The organism is Rhodococcus sp. WY5 (genome assembly GCF_018588185.1).
Classification (GTDB): domain Bacteria; phylum Actinomycetota; class Actinomycetes; order Mycobacteriales; family Mycobacteriaceae; genus Rhodococcus_F; species Rhodococcus_F qingshengii.
Window position 1 is genome coordinate 1,209,590 of record NZ_JAAMPR010000001.1, and the last position, 17,955, is coordinate 1,227,544.

Sequence of the window (17,955 nt, forward strand, 5' to 3'; positions counted from 1 at the left end):
CTTTCGGTGAAATGATGGGTGCACCCGCACTCGAGAAAGCAGGACTCCCATGACGTTCGCGGATCTGGACGGTGACGAACTGTGGAGTTACCTGACGGAGCGTTCAGGATTGCCCGGCCCGCGCGCGAACCTTGGGCTCATGCTCGAGTTCGCGCGCGGCGCCGATGACGACGACATCCTGCTGGCGGCGGAGTCCGAGGACGAATACATCCGCTGCTGTGGGATCGTCGGGCTCGGATTCATCCTTGTTCGTTCACGCGACAAGGCTGTTCTGAACAGTCTGACGGAGGCAACCACCTGTGCGTCGTGGCGCGCACGTGAAGCTGCCGCGATGGCCGTTCAGGCGATAGGTGACACGGATCCGCAATTATTGCGGGCGATCATCGAGCAGTGGTCGCGGTCCGCCCATCCATTGACGCTGCGCGCAGCGGCTGCGGGGATCTGCGAGCCACGGTTGCTGAAGGACAAGACCAACGCTGCGCTGGCCGTTCAGGTGTGCCGAGACGCTACCGAGTGGATCGTCTCGCAACCAGCTGATTCTCGTCGCGAGGCCGACACACGGACTCTCCGGCAGGCGCTCGGATACTGCTGGAGTGTCGCGGTTGCGGCGGATCCGGAGAATGCCCTGCCGGCATTCGTCTCCCTGGGGGCGTCGGACGACACCGATGTCGTCTGGATCGTGCGGGAGAACCGGAAGAAGGCTCGCCTGCGCAAGGTGCTCGAAAGCTGACCCGTGGAACAGAGTCGTAGGTTATCCTCAGAATTAGAACCTGTTCTAACTACGAGGGGTAGACCATGGCACCGTCCGCAGAGGTAATCCGGAAGACCGTCGACGCCTACATCGAGACCGTTGCGACGGGCACTGCTGCCCAGGTTGTGGCCCTGTACGCAGAGGGTGCAACGGTTGAAGACCCGGTTGGTACCGACGTGCGCACCACCCGCGAGTCCATTCTCGAGTTCTACTCCGTGATCGAGAACTTCGACCAGGAAGCTCACCTTCAGACCCTCCGCATCGCCGGAAACGAAGCGGCATTCCACTTCTCGCTGATCACCAAGCTCGGCGAGCAGACCCTGACCATCGCACCCATCGACGTCATGACCTTCGACGACGACGGAAAGATCCTGTCGATGCGCGCATTCTGGAACCAGGAAGACATGATCACCGCCTGACATGACGGTCAAGACGATCGACGTCGACGGATTCTGTTGGCAGATAGACGATTCCGGTTCCGGGACAGCTGTGGTCATGTGCCACGGCTTTCCCGGCCTCGGATACAGCTTTCGCCATCAGTCGGCAGCGTTGGCGGAAGCGGGTTTTCGGTCGATTGCACTCGACATGCCCGGTTACGGCGGCACTACCCGCCCCGACGCGATCGAGGACTACACCAACGACGCCGTCGCGAACCGGCTGATCGACCTACTCGACGCTCTCGGAATCGACAAAGCGGTGTTCGTCGGACACGATTTCGGCGCTCCGGTCGCGTGGACGACAGCGCTTCGTCACCCCGATCGCGTTGCGGGACTGGTCTCCTTGGCGGTTCCCTATGCGCCGGACAGATTCCCGGCCAAGCCCTCGGCCATCTACGCCGCCTTGGCGCGCAAGCACTTTCTGCACATTCACTATTTTCAGGAACCGGGTGTTGCGGAGCGCGAACTCGACGCCCGTCCACGTGAATTCCTTCAGCGGCTCTTCCACGCCTTGTCCGGGGCTTACCGGTACCTCGATGTGTGGAAGAACCCCTCCGAAGGAAACGGCTATCTCGACGTACTTCCCGAGGCGCCGGCGTTGCCGTGGTCGTGGCTCACCGAGGATGATTTGAATGTCTATGTAAAGGCCTTTACTGCAACAGGTTTCACCGGTGGCTTGAACTGGTACCGAGCGTATGACGCCAATTGGGAACGCAGCGCGGATCTGGACGGAGCGCACATCGAGGTCCCGACGCTCTTCGTTGCGGGCGCGGAAGACCCGGTCATCGCGATGAGCGGTCCCAAGGCATTGGACCGAATGAAGGACACCGTCCCCGACCTGCGGGGTGTACATCTCCTCGGCGGTGCGGGGCACTTCGTACAACAAGAACACGCTGCCGAGGTCAATGAACTTTTGATCTCTTTCCTTCGGTCGCTCTAGGCGAAATCGGGCCGAAGGTCTAGCGTTGCGCAGATGCGCACCAGGATCTTCGATCGCGGTATTCGGGTAGGTATCACCGGTGCTCTTGTTGCCGGTTCGCTTCTGGCTCTGGGCGTGTCCGGTGCCGCCGCCGCTCCGCCTTGCCCTGGATCGTCACCCGCCATACTCAGCGCCCAGATTCCGGGTGCTGCCCTCGAGGGTGTCACGGTGGACGGGCAAGGGCGCCTGTATACGACCGACCTGGTGAGTGGGCGGATCTTCCGCGTCGACGGGCCTGGTCAGGCCGCAGTTCCGATCGCGACGGTTCCCGGCGGTGCGGGCGCACTCGCGTGGAGCACGGACGGTTCACTGCTGGTGGGTACCGGAGCAAACGCCGGCGTGCTGATCGGCGATCTGACGCGTGCTGCGTCGGTCGCGCGGGTGGACGTGAACTCGGGCGCCGTGACGCCGATAGCCGGTGGTCTGAGCGCTGCAAACGGCCTTGCTGTCGCGCACGACGGGACGATCTACGCCACCAACGATTTCGGTTCGCTGATCGGAAAGGTCAGCCCGAATGGTTCCGTCGACCCGGCGTGGGCAACCTTCCCGAGTGCAAACGGCGCTGCCCTGAGCGCCGATAATCGCTGGCTCTACGTTTCGCGCACGTTCGCAAACCCGGGTGTCAGCCGCATCTCCGTGGACAATCCGGTTTATTCGGAGTCGTTGGTCGATCTCGGTGGTCTCGAAACCTTCTCTGCCCCAGATGGTTTGACCTTGGATTCGCGAGATCGCGCAATTGTTCCCACGGACATCAGTGGTGAGGTGTGGCGGATCGACGGACCTGGCCAGTACTGCTCGCTCACCAGCGGACTGCAGGCGTCGAGTGTGTTGACCTACGGGCGTGGCAATTCCGGATTCGCGGCCGGGCATCTCTACCGCGCTGGGTTCGACGGAAAGATCTTCGAGATTCCGGCCGGCTTCGACGCGGGCGCCCAGGCCGCAACCCCCTGACGCGACACCCTGACGCGACTTACCCACTACTGATGCCGGGACTGCCGGAATCGTCCATACTGGTCTGCATGGCGGAAACGAGTGAGATCGACGAGGCCGAAGTGGCCCTTCCCGCGATACCGCAGCCGTTGCTGACCCCGCTCACGGAAGCTGCGATCTTCCTGGTTTTCACCATCGACGAGGGTGGTGAGCAGGCAGTTCACGACGTTCTGGCGGATATTTCCGGGCTGCAACGCTCGATCGGATTCCGGGTTCCCGCCGGTGGCTTGGCTGCCGTCGTCGGCATCGGTTCGGATGCGTGGGACCGACTTTTCGACGGTCCACGGCCGGCGGAATTGCATCCGTTCGTCGAGTTGACCGGTGACAAACACCACGCCCCGCGCACGCCGGGCGATCTGTTGTTTCACATCCGGGCCCGTCAGATGGACCTGTGCTTCGAGTTCGCCACGGTCGTGACCAACAGGTTGGCCGGGGCCGCGTCGGTGATCGACGAGGTCCACGGGTTCAAGTATTTCGAGCAACGCGACCTCATGGGTTTTGTCGACGGTACCGAGAACCCGTCCGGGCAGGCCGCTTACGTCGCGGTCACCGTCGGTGACGAGGATCCGGATTTCGCAGGCAGCAGTTACGTCATCGTCCAGAAGTACCTCCACGACATGTCGGAGTGGAACTCCCTGCCCGTCGAGGAGCAGGAGAACGTCATCGGACGCTCCAAGCTCGAAGATCTCGAGATGGACGACGACACCAAGCCGGCCAACTCCCACACCGCACTCACCGTCATCGAAGACGAATCCGGTGAGCAGATCCAGATTCTGCGCGACAACATGCCGTTCGGCCACGTCGGCTCCGCTGAGATGGGTACCTATTTCATCGGTTACTCGGCGTCGCCGACGGTCACCGAGCAGATGCTCACCAACATGTTCATCGGGAATCCCGTCGGCAATTACGACCGCATTCTCGATTTCTCCACCGCCGTCACCGGAATCAATTTCTTCGTTCCGACGGCGGACTTTCTCGACGATCCCCCGGACTTACCGACCAGGCTCGTTCCCGAAGCGACGTTCACAGCGCCCATCTCTGACGGTTCTCTCGGAATCGGCAGCCTCAAAAGGAGTGCCCAGCAATGACAAACCTGCACCGCGACCTAGCACCCATTTCGGCAGCAGCCTGGGCCGAGATCGAAGAAGAGGCGAGCCGTACCTTCAAGCGTCACGTCGCCGGTCGTCGTGTCGTGGATGTGGAGGGACCGTCGGGTGACGATCTCGCGGCCATCCCACTCGGGCATCAGGTGCCGATCAATCCCTTGGCCGACGGCGTCATCGCACATGCTCGTCAGTCCCAGCCGATCATCGAACTGCGGGTCCCGTTCACCGTCAGCCGTCAGGCCATCGACGACGTCGAACGCGGCGCCAAGGACTCCGACTGGCAGCCCGTCAAGGACGCGGCCAAGCAGATCGCGTTCGCCGAGGACCGCGCCATCTTCGAGGGATACCCCGCAGCCAGCATCACCGGCGTGCGGGCCAGCGGTTCCAACCCGGAACTGAAGCTACCCATCGACGCCAAGGACTACCCGGAAGCCATCAGCCAGGCGATCACGTCGCTGCGCTTGGCCGGTGTCAACGGACCGTACTCACTGCTCTTGAATGCAGATGCGTTCACCGCGATCAACGAGACCTCCGATCACGGCTACCCCATCCGCGAGCACCTGCGACGCGTCCTCGACGGCGAGATCATCTGGGCCCCGGCCATCGACGGCGCTTTCCTGCTGTCGACGCGTGGCGGTGACTACGAACTGCATCTGGGCCAGGACCTGTCCATCGGCTATCTCTCGCACGATGCGAACTCCGTCGAGCTGTACTTCCAGGAATCGATGACGTTCCTCATGTACACCAGCGAAGCTGTTGTCTCACTTGCGTGAGAGCTTTCGAAACCTCTGATACCAGGGCGGGCGAGGCAGTTCGCCGATGTCCTGGAGATGGGCGACAAAGGCCTGGGCATCCGAACGCGAAGACGTCTTCGGCCGTCCGCCCGCCCACGCTGTGAACAACTGAAGATAACGATCGCCGAGGGTGTGGCGCACGACCGGAAGGTGGTGCGCCACTTCTCCTGCGCGCTTTCGGAGCAGTGCCGCCGAGACAACGGCGGCTTCGTCTTTGTCGAAGCCTTCGGGCAGTTCGCCACCCGCCACCAGTGCGCGAATCAGCGCCTCTTGACGCTCACCGAGCGTGCTCATGTGCGTGACCAGTCGGTGCCCGCGGTGATGCGATCCAGACCAGCTGCGTCGGCGATGGCATCGAGCTCGTCGAGCAATTCCAGTGCCGGCGGATAGTTTCCGTCGCGCTCGAGCATGATCGCGGGATGGTGACCGGCGGCGGTGAACTGCGCAAGGAGTTCCAGCACGGCTTCGGGCACCGGGTCGGTGTGCGTGTCGTGGTATTTTCCGTCGCTGAGACTGCCACCGGCGATGTGGCAGTAGGCGATTCGTTCGAGTGGCAGCCGGCTCAGCTCGGTCCAGGGATCACGCCCGCGATTGAGAGCGTTGGCGTAGACGTTCGCGATGTCGAGAACCAGCAGGGCTCCGGTGCGCTCGACGATCTCCGCGAGAAACTCCCCTTCGGTCAACTCGTCGTCCGGCCAGTCGAACAGGGCGGCAACGTTTTCGACGGCGAACGGCACCGGTAGACCGTCCTGAGTCCGGGTGATGTTGCGTACCAGGGCGTCGACGGCTTCGTAGGTGCGCGGAAGTGGGAGCAGGTGCCCGGCCTCGATGCCGCCTGCACGCACGAATGCGATGTGCTCGCTCGCCAAGGGAGCGCCCAGTAGCTGAGCTGCATGCGCAAGGTGATCGAGCCGTGCCTGATCTACCGCCTCGGCCCCGCCAAGGGAGAGCGAGATTCCGTGCGGAATCACCGGAACTCCCAGCGAGCCGAGGTGCGGCGGTATCTCGTTTCCGATGGATTCGGCAATGACTTCGCAGAATGCCAGGCCGTCGAGCTGCGCGATGATTCCGGAGACCTCGGGGCGCCAACCGATTCCCAGGCCGTACAGGGTCATTCGAATCACCTCCCGTGTGCAACTGCTAACGGCGACTATAGACGGATCAGGCGGGCAGCCAGTTGGGTCCCGGACCGTTGCCTTCTTCGAAGATCAGCCACGTTTTGGTCGAGAGAACCCCGTCGAGTCCCTGGAGTTCTTCGAGAACGGTGTGGCGTAGTTCCTGGTTGTCCGGGGCACGGACCAGCACCAGAACGTCGAAGTCGCCGCCGAGGAGGGAGAAGTGCTCGACAAACGGCAGGGCCTTCAAGGACGCCGCCAGACCTCGCCACGAGTGCTGCCGGATCGAGAGTGCCACGTACGCCGAGGAGCCGAGTCCGGCCTTCTCATGGGCGATCCGCGTCGTGAATCCGGTGATGATTCCGGCGTCCTCGAGCCTTTCGATGCGGACGTAGGCGTGAGCGCGGGATATGTGCGCCTTCTCGGCCAGTGCACGCATGGAGATGCGACTGTCTGCGGTCAGTTCGGCGATGATGCGGCGGTCGATCGCATCGAGAGCGTGCGGTTCGGTGGCCATCTGTCCATTCCTGGTTCGGTAGTCGAGTCGGTTGATGGACATATTGCTGCCCGAATCCTCATGATAGGCCGTTTGTCTTGAATCCTCGACGCTTGCTGCCATTACGTCGCCGAAGTGCGAATACTGATGGACACAACGTCTTCTGGAGGTAGAAGTGACACTTGTCGAACCCTTGGGGGAACTGCGGTATCAGAAGTTCCTGCCGGCCGATTCCGCGGTGCAGTACCTCGACCCTGCCGGAGAACTGACGCGCAGCGAGGCCCGCTACGCAAAACCGAGCGACGATCGCCTGATCGCGATGTATCGAAAGATGTTCCTGGGCAGGCGTTTCGACCAGCAGGCTACGGCACTGACCAAACAGGGGCGCTTGGCCGTGTATCCGTCCTCGCGAGGGCAGGAGGCATGCCAGATCGCGGCAGCGATGAGTCTGGAGCCGAGTGACTGGCTCTTCCCCACCTATCGGGATTCGATGGCGTTGGCTGCCAGGGGTGTCGATCCGGTGCAGATTCTGAGCATGCTTGCCGGCGACTGGCATTGCGGGTACGACCCGGTCGCGCTGCGCAGTGCGCCGCAGTGCACCCCGCTGGCAACGCAATTGCTGCATGCAGCGGGGGTGGCCTACGGGGAGTCTCGACGGGGCATGAACACCGTCGCGCTGGCGCTCTGCGGCGACGGGGCCACCAGTGAGGGTGATTTCCACGAAGCGCTGAACTTCGCCGCCGTCTTCAAAGCGCCGGTGATCTTTCTGGTGCAGAACAACGGATTTGCGATCAGCGTGCCGTTGTCACGTCAAAGTGCAGCACCGACGTTGGCGCATAAGGGCGTCGGCTACGGGATCGGCAGCGAGCAGGTTGACGGCAACGATCCCGTTGCGATGCTGGCCGTCATGGACGAGGCGGCACGCTTCGTCCGCAGCGGAAACGGACCGGTGATCGTCGAGGCACACACTTATCGCATCGACGCACATACCAATGCCGACGACGCCACCCGCTACCGCGACAGCGCCGAGGTGGAAGCCTGGCTCGGGCGAGATCCGTTGCCGCGTCTCGAAAAGTATCTGCGCGCACACGATCTGATCGACGACGCGTTCGTGGAATCGCTGACTGCAGAGGCAGAAACCGCGGCCGCCACACTGCGCGCCGGCATGAACGTCGACCGCCCGCACGATCCGCTCGATCTGTTCCGGTACGTCTTCGCCGAACAGACACCGCAATTGCGTGAGCAACAAGCCCAACTCGAAACCGAACTTGCTGCCGAAGCCGCTGACACAGGGGGACACTGACCATGCCCATGCTCACGATGGCTCAGGCCCTCAACACTGCGCTACGCGACTCTCTGGCTGCGGACGACATCGTTGTCGTCTTCGGTGAGGACGTCGGCACCCTGGGCGGCGTTTTCCGCGTCACCGACGGCCTCACCCGCGACTTCGGCGACGACCGATGCTTCGACACTCCCCTCGCCGAGTCCGGCATCATCGGATTCGCAATCGGCATGGCCATGGCCGGTTTTCGTCCGGTCGTGGAAATGCAGTTCGACGCGTTTGCCTATCCGGCGTTCGAGCAGATCGCCTCCCATGTGGCGAAGATCCGCAACCGCACCAAGGGCGCGCTGTCGATTCCGATAGTCATTCGTGTTCCTTTTGCCGGCGGTATCGGCGGGGTGGAGCATCACTGTGATTCCAGTGAGGGCTACTACGCGCACACACCCGGACTGAAGGTTGTAGCGCCGTCCACGGTGGAAGATGCGTACTCGCTGCTACGTTCGGCAATCGAGGACCCCGACCCCGTGATCTTCCTCGAGCCCAAGAAGCTGTACTTCGCGCGAGCAGATGTCGAACTGACCGCATGTGAGCCGATCGGTCGCGCCGTCGTCCGTCGCCCCGGTCGTGACGCGACGCTCATCGCCTACGGTCCGTCCGTGGACGTTGCACTGAGGTCCGCCGAGGCCGCTGCAGCCGAGGGCCGGGACATCGAGGTGATCGACATCCGCTCGATAGTGCCGTTCGACGACGAGACGGTCACCGCATCGGTGCGAAAGACCGGACGCTGCATCGTCATCCAGGAAGCGCAAGGTTTTGCCGGTGTGGGTGCAGAAATTGCTGCCCGCGTGCAGGAACGGTGCTTCCATCATCTCCATGCCCCGGTGCTCCGGGTCAGCGGCTTCGACATCCCCTACCCCGCTCCCAAGCTCGAGCGTCACCACCTGCCCAGCGTCGACCGGGTCCTGGACGCCGTCGACCGTCTGCAGTGGAACGACGCCCCGGACACCCGTTGGGCGGTGACGGCATGAGCAATCAGGTATTCATGCTCCCCGATCTGGGTGAAGGTCTGGCCGAGGCCGACATCGCGGAGTGGCACGTCAAGGTCGGCGACGTGGTCACCATCGATCAGATCGTCGTCGAGGTCGAGACCGCGAAAGCTGCTGTGGATGTGCCCATCCCGTTCGCCGGGACCGTGATCGAACTACACGGCAAAGACGGGGACACCCTGAAGGTGGGCACTCCGCTGATCACTGTGAGTGGTGGCGACAGTGTCGACGCGGTCGTTTCGGCCAACCACGAGCGCTACCGCGAAGAGGAACGCGCCGGTTCGGGCAACGTCCTGATCGGCTACGGCACCAGCGAGGATGCACCGAGACGCCGTCGCAGAGCGGCTCCGTCGGTACGCGTGATCTCACCAATCGTTCGTAAACTGGCCTTTGACAACGATATCGACCTGTCCTTGCTCTCCGGGTCGGGTGCCGGCGGGGTGATAACGCGTGCTGACGTCGAGGCCGGGTCGAACACCGGCCCGGAGACGGAAACGTCGCACGTGAGCGACCAACGCATCCCGATCAAGGGACTACGCAAGGTGGTGGCCGACAAGCTGTCCACCAGCCGCCGTGAGATCCCGGACGCAACAACCTGGGTTGACGTCGACGCCACGGAACTGTTGGCGGCGCGAGCCGAGATCAACAAGTCACTGCCCGATTCCGACAAGATCAGCCTGATGGCGCTCCTGGCTCGGCTGACCATCGCGGCGTTGGCGCAGTACCCCGAACTGAACTCGTCGGTCGATACTGCTCGAGGCGAGATCGTCCGACACGCCCGCACCCACCTGGGCATCGCCGCGCAGACACCGAAAGGTTTGATGGTACCGGTCATTCGTAATGCCGATTCGCTGAGCACTGCCGAACTCGCACAGGCACTTCGGGTGACCACCGACCTTGCGCGCGACGGCAAACTCGAACCCGCCCGCCTGACCGGCGGCACGTTCACGCTCAACAACTACGGGGTATTCGGGGTCGACGGATCGACTCCGATCATCAATCACCCCGAGGCGGCAATTCTGGGGATCGGACGCATCATCGACAAGCCGTGGGTCGTGAACGGCGAGTTGACCGTTCGTAAGGTCACTCAGATCTCGTTGAGCTTCGACCACCGCGTCTGTGACGGAGGCGAAGCCGGCGGATTCCTCAGGCTGTTCGGTGACTACATCGAGAACCCGATCCGCGTCCTGGGAAGGCTCTGATGACAACTGCAGAACCCCACAGCGACGTCGTGATCCTCGGTGGAGGATCGGGCGGCTATGCCTGCGCCATCCGCGCCGCTCAACTCGGATTGTCGGTCACGCTGATCGAAGCGGACAAGGTCGGCGGAACGTGTCTGCACCGCGGATGCATCCCGACCAAGGCACTGCTGCATTCCGCCGAGGTGGCCGATTCGGCACGCACCAGTGAGCAATTCGGTGTCCGGGCATCTTTTGCCGGCATCGACGTCGCGCAGGTGCACGACTACAAGAACGGGACAGTCGAGCGGCTGTACAGCGGTCTGCAAGGCTTGTTGGCGCAACACAAGATCACCATCGTCAACGGATACGGGACGTACGTCGGTGGGCGAAGCATCGACGTCGACGGAACCCGCTACACCGGAACATCACTCGTTCTGGCCACCGGCTCGTATCCGCGGGAACTCCCCGGCATCGAACTCGGCCGACGGATCGTCACCAGCGACCAGGCACTCGAACTCGACCGGGTGCCCACCAGCGCAACGGTACTCGGTGGCGGTGTCATCGGCGTCGAGTTCGCAAGCCTCTGGCGCTCGTTCGGCGCCGAAGTAACGATCGTCGAGGCACTCCCCCGACTGATCGCCGCCGAGGACCCGTGGTCGTCGAAGCAGCTCGAACGGGCCTATCGTAAACGCGGAATCGTGTGCAAGACAGGTACGAAGATGGTTTCCGCGAAAGAAGCAGCCGATTCGGTCCGCGTCGAACTGGGCGACGGAACGATATTCGACACCGACCTACTGTTGGTTGCCGTCGGCCGCGGACCTCGCACGGACGGTAACGGTTTCGAAGAACGCGGAATCAGCCTCGACAAGGGATTTGTCGTCACCGACGAACGCCTCCGTACGTCCGTGGACGGTGTGTACGCGGTCGGCGACATCGTGCCCAGTCTTGCGTTGGCGCACCGAGGCTTCCAGCAGGGAATCTTTGTGGCTGAACAGATTGCCGGCAAGGATCCGATACCGGTCGCCGAACATCTGATTCCTCGCGTGACGTACTCACATCCCGAAGTTGCATCGGTCGGGCTCGGCGAAGAGGTGGCGCGCACGCAGTACGCCGACGTCTCCACCGTCATCTACGACCTGGCAGGTAACGGCAAGAGTCAGATCCTGCGAACTACCGGCGGAATCAAAGTGATTCGAAGCGGAACGAAAGGCCCTGTTGTCGGAGTTCACCTGGTGGGAGACCGCGTCGGCGAACTGATCGGTGAGGCGCAGTTGGCCGTTGCCTGGGAAGCACTTCCCGATGAAGTGGGGCGTTTCATCCACGCGCACCCCAGTCAGAACGAAGCGTTGGGCGAGGCCATGCTCGCACTCGCGGGAACACCACTGCACGCCCACAACTGACCCGGAGACAGAAAAGGAGATTCAATGAGTATCGACGACGAACTGCGCTGGGACGGTGAACTGACCGTCACTCGCCATGATCGGGAGACCGGCACGACTTTCGTGATTCGAATCGACTCCACCCGTCTGGGACCTGCGTCGGGTGGCACGCGGGCCGCCCACTATCCCTCCATCGGTCACGCATTGGCGGACGCCGGGAAGCTGGCCGGCGCAATGACTTTGAAGATGGCGGTCTCCGATCTGCCGATGGGTGGCGGGAAGTCGGTAATAGCGCTACCTGCACCGCGCAATCAGATCGACGCCGCAACCTGGACCCGTATCCTCGACATCCACGCCGAGAACATCGACAAGCTCGAAGGAAACTACTGGACTGGTCCTGACGTCAACACCAACTCTTCCGACATGGATCAGCTCAGCCGCACCACCAAATACGTCTTCGGGCGTTCGGTCGGCAACGGTGGCGCCGGTTCCAGCGCGCACGCCACCGCTCTGGGTGTGTTCGAAGCGATGAAGGCCACGGCGCGTCGCCGAGGACTCGGAACACTTGACGGCCGAACGGTACTGGTACAGGGGCTCGGCGCCGTCGGCGGCGACGTCGTCCGTCTCGCAGCGCAGGCTGGCGCACGTCTGCTGGTTGCCGATACGGACCCGCAGCGCCTCGAGGCGGCTTCTCTCGCGGGGCACACGGTCGTTCCTGCCGGCGAGGTCCTCCGAACACCGTGTGACCTCTTTGCCCCCTGCGCGATGGGAGGCATCATCGATTTCGCTGCGGCTGCGTCGATTCCGACTCTGGCCGTGGCGGGCGCAGCAAACAACATCTTGATCGACGCCGCTGCCGGTGAGGTTCTGCGAGACCGCGGTGTTCTCTGTGCCCCTGATTTCGTCGCGAACGCAGGCGGAGCCTTTCACCTCGTGGGGCGAGAAGTCCTGGGGTGGAACGAAGACGACGTCGTTGAACGAACCCGCGGGATCGGTCGAACCTTGGACGAGGTGTACTCGTTGAGCGAGGAACGTGGCATCACTACCGAGGCTGCAGCGCTTATGCTCGCCCGGGCGCGGCTATCCCCCGCATCCACCGCCGCCGCCACATCCGCCGCCCCCGCTGCAGCTGCTGCCTCCCCCGCCTGAACCGCCACCGTCCGAACCCCCGCTACTTCCGCTGCCGTCGGCACCGATTCCGGCGGCGGAGGTCAAGGCGGGATTGATCATCAGCATCGCCGAACCGGCGAAGAGAGCAGCGGACATTCCCGCCAAACGCGGTCCGTAGGCGGAGAAGGCAGGCTTGTTGCGCGGGGACAGGTAGGCGTCTGCCGTGGTCAGTTCCGAACGTGCCGCCTTGCCAGAGGTGGTTCGATCGAAGTTGAGCCCGAGCAGCGGGATGCTGAACCCGGTGACGAGTACGGCGAGAATCAGAAACTCGACGGGCTTGTCGTTGTGCAGTCCGAAAGCAATGCGGACGATACCCACGGCCACCAGGATCTTCAGCGGAACTGTGGAGAGAAAGATTGAACGCCTGGCGCTGTCGGAGGTCAGGTATCCCCGGTCCGCCAAAGAGTTTCGTAGGCGAGCTGTTTCCACCGTCATACGCTCGGCGAGTTGGCGCCGACGATGGGGTAGAGCCTGCTGGGCCAGGCGCTGGTACACGGTGAGGGTGTACCAGTCCAGGGTCTCGTCGCCAGGGCCCAACGGGCGCAGGACAGCGCCGTCGGTGGTGATCAGGTCAGCGCTACGCAGGATTGCCAATGATGCTGCGATGGCGCGTGACTCGCCGGTGAGCATTCCGACTTCCGGAGGCGTCAGTTGCTCGGCGGAATACCCGTGCTCGGTTGAGTACCCGTGCCGGCGTGCCCGGATCATCAGACGCCACCCCAGAGTGAGAACCATGAGCGTGGCCTCTACGGCTATGTAGCCGTAGAGGAAATCCTCGCTGGGGATCCCCCAGGTGTCGGCTGCATGCGTGCTCATCCCCCACACCCCCCGCCGCCGCAACTGCTCCCACTGCCGCCACCGCCGTCCGAGCCGGATGATCCGGATGAGGAGCCACAACTGTAGTAGCTCGAACTTCCGCCACCCGGGCTGTACGCGGCGCCCGCAGCTACCGCTCCCGCCAGCGCCGGATCGATCAGAACCAGAGCGCCCGCACCGAAGAGCGCCGCCGACAGCCCGGCGAGCGAGGGACCGTAGCTCGTGTACGCGGGCCGCAGTTTCGGTGAGAGGTACGAGTTTTCGTGCTTGAGGCGTCGAAGCTCGCTGTCTCCCAAAGCTGTCCGACGACGCTTGATGCGAAGAAGTGGAATCATCAGAGCGAGAACGATGATGGTGAGGAGCAGGAACCCGACCGGCTTACCGCCGGCGATTCCGGCGACGAGACGGACTACGCCGAGAGCAATGACCGCCACGATCGGAACGGTCCGAAGGGCAGCGGTCAGACCGTCCTGCCGGCGTTGCAAATATCCCTCGTCGATCAACGTCGTACGTAGTTGTGCGAGTGCGATGTTCAGCCGTCCCATCAGACGCACCTGCCGCAGCGGGACCTTTCCGTTGCCGAGCCGCTTGTGCACCGTACGGGTGAACCAGTCGAGACGATTCTTGTCCTCCGCAGTGAGTGCCAGCTTGGTCTTGCCTTCGGTGCTGATCAGCTCGGCGCTGCGCAGAATAGCCATCGACGCCAGCACCGCTTGGTAGTCACTGGTCAAGGCACCGATCTCGGGAGGAGTGAGCGGCCGACGGACAGCGTCGACGACCACCGGTGACCGGCGCGCAGTCATTCGGCTGTACAGCGAGAGTCCGATCGCGACGGCAGCCGCCACCAGGTACCACTGAAGGAAAGTCTGGCTGGGGATCCCCCATGTATCCGTATGATCATGCATCGCACACCACCTCTCGATGAACTCCTGAGACAAGTCCAGTCTCTTTGTCCGACAACTGATGTCAGTATCGGGCCAGTGCCCGGAAAAGCGATATCCGGATGGCCATCGTCACCATTCCGTTACCGCCGAACTGGGGATTTACCGGCCGGTAGGTCGAAGCACGATCTCCGTGGGGTGTGCGTCGGACGGTGTTTGGACGGCAGTGAGTACGGCACGCGCCACAGTGGAGGCTTTCAGGAAGCGCTCAGGGTCGTACTCGTCGCCCTCACCGGCGACGATGTCGCGCTGCATGTCGGTGTCGATCCGTCCGGGGTGAATGGAGGTGACCCGAAGTGCCGGCTCTTCCAGGCGCAACGCATCTCCGAAAGCGCGCAGGGCGAACTTGCTGGCCGCATACGAGCCCCAACCGGCGTTGGCGCGCAGTCCGGCACCCGAATTGATCAGCACGACGTGACCTCCGGCCGCACGAAGCGCGGGCAGGAGAACCCGCGTGAGTTCGGCGACGGCGATGACGTTTGCCTCGAGGGTGCGTCGCCACTGATCGACCGAGGATTCCTCGATGGTTCCGATGTCGGCCACGCCGGCGTTGTGTACCAGCACGTCGAGCGTCGTGATGGACGAGGCGGCGGCGGCGACGGCGTCGTAGTCCGTGAGGTCGAGGGGTAGAGGCGTCGATCCGGGCAGTTCGGCGCAGATCGGCTCGAGGGCCTGCGCGGATCGTGCACCGAGCAGCAGGTCGTGTGTCGGCGCCAGTTCGCGTGCGATGGCAGCTCCGAGGCCGCGACTGGAACCGGTGATCAAGGCAGTAGGACGCATGGCCCGAGCCTATCGAGTGGAGATTGTTCGGCGAGACGAACTTGTGTATTTGTTTACCCACATATTAGAGTTCGACCATGACGACACGCGACGCGAAGAACTTCCGCCGCCTGGGAATTGCCGCTCTCGCCGCCCTGCTTCTGTCCAGCTGTTCTGCGGTGAGTTCTGGCTCCGACGACGACCGCCCGGTGGTGCTCACCACGTTCACCGTGCTGTCGGACATCGCCCAGAACGTTGCCGGCGATCATCTTCGCGTCGAGTCGATCACCAAGGCGGGGGCGGAAATTCACGGCTACGAGCCGACGCCCGGAGACATTCGGCGGGCGAGCGAAGCCGATCTGATCCTCGACAACGGCATGAACCTCGAGGCGTGGTTCGCGAAATTCGTCAACGGACTGGACGTGCCACACGTCGTGGTCAGCGACGGCGTCGAAGGCATTCCGATCGCCGGCGACGCGTATGCGGGCAAGCCCAATCCGCATGCATGGATGTCTCCGTTGAATACGCAGATCTACGTCGACAACATGGTGACTGCTTTCAGCGACCTCGACCCGGACAACGCCTCGGCATTTGCGGAGAACGGCGCGAAGTACAAGGCGGAACTGCAAGCAGTTCAGGACGGCCTGGTCAGTGGGCTGGCGGCATTGCCCGCAGGTCAGCGTGCACTCGTCAGTTGCGAGGGTGCGTTCTCCTATCTGGCCAGGGACGCGGGACTCAGCGAGGCGTACATCTGGCCGGTCAATGCCGAGCAGCAGGCGACGCCGCAGCAGATCATCGCCGCGATCGACTTCGTCCGAGCCAATTCCGTTCCCGCCGTCTTCTGCGAGTCGACGGTCTCGGATGCCCCCATGCAGCAGGTTGTCGGGGCGACCGGCGCGAAGTTCGGCGGAACGCTGTACGTCGATTCGCTGTCCGAAGCCGACGGTCCCGTGCCCACCTATCTGGACATGATTCGCCACGACACCGACGTCATCCTCGGCGGTCTGACCGGCGGTAAATCATGAACGAAGCCATTCGCGTCGAAAACGTCAGCGTTCACTACGGCGAGGTCCACGCACTGGACCACGTCGATCTGACATTGAATTCCGGAAGCGTCTGCGGACTGATCGGTATGAACGGATCGGGAAAGTCGACTCTGTTCAAAGTGATCATGGGGATGATCAAGCCGGACAACGGTTCTGTCAGAATCGTCGGTCTCGGCGCAGCCACTGCGCGCAAGAGCGGCCGCGTCGGATACGTGCCGCAGAGTGAAGACGTCGACTGGACCTTCCCGATCAGTGTCCGTGACGTCGTGATGATGGGCAGGTACGGCCACCTCGGGTTCTTGCGACGTCCGCGGCGTGCAGATCGCGAGGCGGTGGCAGAGGCCCTCGAGCGGGTGGAACTCACCGAATTTGCGGATCGTCAGATCGGTCAGCTCTCGGGTGGTCAGAAGAAGCGCGCGTTCGTCGCACGCGGCATCGCGCAGGACGCGTCGATACTGTTGCTGGACGAGCCGTTTGCGGGCGTCGACAAGCGTTCCGAGGCAACGATTTCTACGCTGCTACGAGAGTTGGCTTCCGACGGCCGGTCGATCTTGGTCTCGACCCACGATCTCCACGCTGTGCCGAAACTCTGCGACGAGGCGGTACTGCTCATGCGCAAGGTCCTGGTGCATTCCGACCCGGACACCGTGCTGCAACCGGAAAACCTCGCCCTGGCTTTCGGTCTCGACGTGATGGACAGGACCTGATCGATGAACCTCGTAGAACTGCTACTTGATCCTCTCCAGTACGGATTCATGGTGCGAGCGTTGGCCGTTGCGGTTGTGGCAGCGGTTGTCTGCGCGGTGCTCAGTTGTTGGTTGGTGCTCATCGGGTGGTCGTTGATGGGCGACGCCGTCTCGCACGCCGTGCTGCCGGGTGTTGTCCTCGCTTACGTCGTCGGCGCTCCATTTGCGATCGGGGCCTTGATCTTCGGGTTGATCGCCGTAGCCCTGATCGGACTGATCCGTAACACCAGCCGCGTCAAGGAAGACGCCGCGATCGGTATCGTCTTCACGACTCTCTTTGCGTTCGGTTTGGTTCTCATCTCGGTGACCCCCAGCCAGACCGATCTCAACCACATCATTTTCGGCAACCTGCTGGGGGTGAGCTCGTCTGATCTTCTGCAGGTCGCGATACTCGGCGCGTTGGCGTTGAGCATTCTGTTGATCAAGCGTCGTGATCTGGCGTTGTTCGCCTTCGACCCGATCCATGCGAACGCGATAGGTCTTTCGCCCAAGCGCCTGGGTGCGCTGCTACTCGGCGTCCTCGCACTCACGTCTGTTGTGGCGTTGCAAGCCGTCGGCGTCGTGCTGGTGGTGGCGATGCTGATCATCCCCGGCGCGACGGCCTACCTCCTCACCGACAAGTTTTCACGGATGCTGGTGATAGCTCCCGTCGTTTCCGCAGTCTGCGCGATTACCGGTATCTACGTCAGCTACTACCTCGACACGGCTTCCGGTGGCATGGTCGTCATGACGCAGGGCATCGTGTTCGCTCTGGTGTACCTGTTCAGCCCGTCGCAAGGGGTGATCGCGAAATGGACTTCGCAGCGGCGTAGGACCCGAGCGGAGTACAGCGCCGCGGCGTACGAGCCTTCCTGATCGTTCGTCCAGTTAACAATCCGCTACCAAATCGGGTAGGTTCGTACGGGCATTCGTCACCACGAA

Annotated in this window: 20 protein-coding genes; 14 read left to right on the forward strand and 6 right to left on the reverse strand. The window is 62.9% G+C overall.

What is annotated here, in order from left to right:
* Positions 1-49 precede the first annotated feature (49 nt).
* The 6 genes from G4D79_RS05465 (at position 50) to G4D79_RS05490 (ending at position 5,036) form a co-directional block, all read left to right on the forward strand.
* Positions 50-730: a hypothetical protein gene (locus tag G4D79_RS05465; protein WP_047272650.1), complete on the forward strand. Its 681-nt coding sequence runs from the start codon at positions 50-52 to the stop codon at positions 728-730.
* A 65-nt stretch (positions 731-795) separates the two neighbouring features.
* Positions 796-1,170, forward strand: coding sequence for a nuclear transport factor 2 family protein (locus G4D79_RS05470; protein ID WP_003942502.1), 375 nt, complete (start codon positions 796-798; stop codon positions 1,168-1,170).
* A gap of 1 nt (position 1,171) precedes the next feature.
* Positions 1,172-2,128 (forward strand): alpha/beta fold hydrolase, encoded by a 957-nt coding sequence (locus G4D79_RS05475; RefSeq protein WP_099696899.1) that lies wholly within the window; start codon positions 1,172-1,174, stop codon positions 2,126-2,128.
* 33 nt (positions 2,129-2,161) lie between these two features.
* Entirely contained in the window at positions 2,162-3,118 is a 957-nt protein-coding gene (locus tag G4D79_RS05480; RefSeq protein WP_099696900.1) for an SMP-30/gluconolactonase/LRE family protein, read from the forward strand.
* Positions 3,119-3,186: 68 nt separating this feature from the next.
* Positions 3,187-4,245: a Dyp-type peroxidase gene (locus G4D79_RS05485; RefSeq protein ID WP_042447536.1), complete on the forward strand. Its 1,059-nt coding sequence runs from the start codon at positions 3,187-3,189 to the stop codon at positions 4,243-4,245.
* Positions 4,242-5,036: a family 1 encapsulin nanocompartment shell protein gene (locus G4D79_RS05490; RefSeq protein WP_003942478.1), complete on the forward strand. Its 795-nt coding sequence runs from the start codon at positions 4,242-4,244 to the stop codon at positions 5,034-5,036. Before G4D79_RS05485 ends, G4D79_RS05490 begins: the two co-directional genes overlap by 4 nt.
* Here the strand turns inward: G4D79_RS05490 and G4D79_RS05495 are convergent.
* The 3 genes from G4D79_RS05495 to G4D79_RS05505 are packed head-to-tail and all read right to left on the reverse strand — an operon-like array spanning position 5,025 to position 6,689.
* Positions 5,025-5,351, reverse strand: a complete 327-nt coding sequence (locus G4D79_RS05495) for a hypothetical protein (RefSeq protein ID WP_030537467.1) — start codon at positions 5,349-5,351, stop codon at positions 5,025-5,027. The genes G4D79_RS05490 and G4D79_RS05495 overlap by 12 nt on opposite strands.
* Positions 5,348-6,172 carry a DUF692 domain-containing protein gene (locus tag G4D79_RS05500; protein WP_064688074.1) on the reverse strand — a complete coding sequence of 275 codons (825 nt, stop codon included), beginning with the start codon at positions 6,170-6,172 and terminating at the stop codon, positions 5,348-5,350. The genes G4D79_RS05495 and G4D79_RS05500 overlap by 4 nt, the downstream gene beginning before the upstream one ends.
* 46 nt (positions 6,173-6,218) lie before the next feature.
* The gene (locus G4D79_RS05505) at positions 6,219-6,689 is read right to left on the reverse strand and encodes an Lrp/AsnC family transcriptional regulator (RefSeq protein WP_037130242.1); all 471 of its coding nucleotides are present in this window, start codon (positions 6,687-6,689) and stop codon (positions 6,219-6,221) included.
* A 154-nt stretch (positions 6,690-6,843) separates the two neighbouring features.
* On the opposite strand from G4D79_RS05505, the gene pdhA reads away from it, so the two are divergent.
* From pdhA to G4D79_RS05530, 5 genes are read left to right on the forward strand one after another with little or no spacing between them, the layout of a single operon-like run.
* On the forward strand, positions 6,844-7,971 hold the full coding sequence (gene pdhA, locus G4D79_RS05510; RefSeq protein ID WP_064688075.1) for a pyruvate dehydrogenase (acetyl-transferring) E1 component subunit alpha: 1,128 nt from the start codon (positions 6,844-6,846) through the stop codon (positions 7,969-7,971).
* Positions 7,972-7,973: 2 nt separating this feature from the next.
* On the forward strand, positions 7,974-8,978 hold the full coding sequence (locus tag G4D79_RS05515; protein ID WP_099696901.1) for an alpha-ketoacid dehydrogenase subunit beta: 1,005 nt from the start codon (positions 7,974-7,976) through the stop codon (positions 8,976-8,978).
* Positions 8,975-10,198 (forward strand): dihydrolipoamide acetyltransferase family protein, encoded by a 1,224-nt coding sequence (locus G4D79_RS05520; RefSeq protein WP_099696902.1) that lies wholly within the window; start codon positions 8,975-8,977, stop codon positions 10,196-10,198. The genes G4D79_RS05515 and G4D79_RS05520 overlap by 4 nt, the downstream gene beginning before the upstream one ends.
* Positions 10,198-11,577, forward strand: a complete 1,380-nt coding sequence (lpdA, locus tag G4D79_RS05525) for a dihydrolipoyl dehydrogenase (protein ID WP_099696903.1) — start codon at positions 10,198-10,200, stop codon at positions 11,575-11,577. Before G4D79_RS05520 ends, lpdA begins: the two co-directional genes overlap by 1 nt.
* 24 nt (positions 11,578-11,601) lie before the next feature.
* The gene (locus G4D79_RS05530; protein ID WP_099696904.1) at positions 11,602-12,705 is read left to right on the forward strand and encodes a Glu/Leu/Phe/Val dehydrogenase family protein; all 1,104 of its coding nucleotides are present in this window, start codon (positions 11,602-11,604) and stop codon (positions 12,703-12,705) included.
* Here the strand turns inward: G4D79_RS05530 and G4D79_RS05535 are convergent.
* The 3 genes from G4D79_RS05535 to G4D79_RS05545 all read right to left on the reverse strand — a co-directional run bounded on the left by G4D79_RS05535 (position 12,637) and on the right by G4D79_RS05545 (position 15,263).
* Positions 12,637-13,542, reverse strand: coding sequence for a TIGR04222 domain-containing membrane protein (locus tag G4D79_RS05535; protein WP_099696905.1), 906 nt, complete (start codon positions 13,540-13,542; stop codon positions 12,637-12,639). The genes G4D79_RS05530 and G4D79_RS05535 overlap by 69 nt on opposite strands.
* The gene (locus G4D79_RS05540) at positions 13,539-14,447 is read right to left on the reverse strand and encodes a TIGR04222 domain-containing membrane protein (RefSeq protein WP_099696906.1); all 909 of its coding nucleotides are present in this window, start codon (positions 14,445-14,447) and stop codon (positions 13,539-13,541) included. The genes G4D79_RS05535 and G4D79_RS05540 overlap by 4 nt, the downstream gene beginning before the upstream one ends.
* 138 nt (positions 14,448-14,585) lie before the next feature.
* On the reverse strand, positions 14,586-15,263 hold the full coding sequence (locus G4D79_RS05545) for an SDR family oxidoreductase (RefSeq protein ID WP_003942455.1): 678 nt from the start codon (positions 15,261-15,263) through the stop codon (positions 14,586-14,588).
* Between the two features lie 77 nt (positions 15,264-15,340).
* Here G4D79_RS05545 and G4D79_RS05550 point away from each other — a divergent pair, with 77 nt between their 5' ends.
* The 3 genes from G4D79_RS05550 to G4D79_RS05560 are packed head-to-tail and all read left to right on the forward strand — an operon-like array spanning position 15,341 to position 17,889.
* The gene (locus G4D79_RS05550) at positions 15,341-16,267 is read left to right on the forward strand and encodes a metal ABC transporter substrate-binding protein (protein ID WP_047272640.1); all 927 of its coding nucleotides are present in this window, start codon (positions 15,341-15,343) and stop codon (positions 16,265-16,267) included.
* Positions 16,264-16,995 (forward strand): metal ABC transporter ATP-binding protein, encoded by a 732-nt coding sequence (locus G4D79_RS05555; RefSeq protein WP_099696907.1) that lies wholly within the window; start codon positions 16,264-16,266, stop codon positions 16,993-16,995. The genes G4D79_RS05550 and G4D79_RS05555 overlap by 4 nt, the downstream gene beginning before the upstream one ends.
* Before the next feature lie 3 nt (positions 16,996-16,998).
* Complete coding sequence (locus tag G4D79_RS05560) at positions 16,999-17,889, forward strand: metal ABC transporter permease (protein ID WP_099696908.1); 891 nt, start codon at positions 16,999-17,001, stop codon at positions 17,887-17,889.
* The last annotated feature ends 66 nt before the right edge of the window (positions 17,890-17,955 follow it).

Coding starts and splice junctions, on each gene's coding strand:
- G4D79_RS05465 (WP_047272650.1), top strand. CDS start 50: ATGACGTTCGCGGATCTGGACGGTGACGAACTGTGGAGTTACCTGACG.
- G4D79_RS05470 (WP_003942502.1), top strand. CDS start 796: ATGGCACCGTCCGCAGAGGTAATCCGGAAGACCGTCGACGCCTACATC.
- G4D79_RS05475 (WP_099696899.1), top strand. CDS start 1,172: ATGACGGTCAAGACGATCGACGTCGACGGATTCTGTTGGCAGATAGAC.
- G4D79_RS05480 (WP_099696900.1), top strand. CDS start 2,162: ATGCGCACCAGGATCTTCGATCGCGGTATTCGGGTAGGTATCACCGGT.
- G4D79_RS05485 (WP_042447536.1), top strand. CDS start 3,187: ATGGCGGAAACGAGTGAGATCGACGAGGCCGAAGTGGCCCTTCCCGCG.
- G4D79_RS05490 (WP_003942478.1), top strand. CDS start 4,242: ATGACAAACCTGCACCGCGACCTAGCACCCATTTCGGCAGCAGCCTGG.
- G4D79_RS05495 (WP_030537467.1), bottom strand. CDS start 5,351: ATGAGCACGCTCGGTGAGCGTCAAGAGGCGCTGATTCGCGCACTGGTG.
- G4D79_RS05500 (WP_064688074.1), bottom strand. CDS start 6,172: ATGACCCTGTACGGCCTGGGAATCGGTTGGCGCCCCGAGGTCTCCGGA.
- G4D79_RS05505 (WP_037130242.1), bottom strand. CDS start 6,689: ATGGCCACCGAACCGCACGCTCTCGATGCGATCGACCGCCGCATCATC.
- G4D79_RS05515 (WP_099696901.1), top strand. CDS start 7,974: ATGCCCATGCTCACGATGGCTCAGGCCCTCAACACTGCGCTACGCGAC.
- G4D79_RS05520 (WP_099696902.1), top strand. CDS start 8,975: ATGAGCAATCAGGTATTCATGCTCCCCGATCTGGGTGAAGGTCTGGCC.
- lpdA (WP_099696903.1), top strand. CDS start 10,198: ATGACAACTGCAGAACCCCACAGCGACGTCGTGATCCTCGGTGGAGGA.
- G4D79_RS05530 (WP_099696904.1), top strand. CDS start 11,602: ATGAGTATCGACGACGAACTGCGCTGGGACGGTGAACTGACCGTCACT.
- G4D79_RS05535 (WP_099696905.1), bottom strand. CDS start 13,542: ATGAGCACGCATGCAGCCGACACCTGGGGGATCCCCAGCGAGGATTTC.
- G4D79_RS05540 (WP_099696906.1), bottom strand. CDS start 14,447: ATGCATGATCATACGGATACATGGGGGATCCCCAGCCAGACTTTCCTT.
- G4D79_RS05545 (WP_003942455.1), bottom strand. CDS start 15,263: ATGCGTCCTACTGCCTTGATCACCGGTTCCAGTCGCGGCCTCGGAGCT.
- G4D79_RS05550 (WP_047272640.1), top strand. CDS start 15,341: ATGACGACACGCGACGCGAAGAACTTCCGCCGCCTGGGAATTGCCGCT.
- G4D79_RS05555 (WP_099696907.1), top strand. CDS start 16,264: ATGAACGAAGCCATTCGCGTCGAAAACGTCAGCGTTCACTACGGCGAG.
- G4D79_RS05560 (WP_099696908.1), top strand. CDS start 16,999: ATGAACCTCGTAGAACTGCTACTTGATCCTCTCCAGTACGGATTCATG.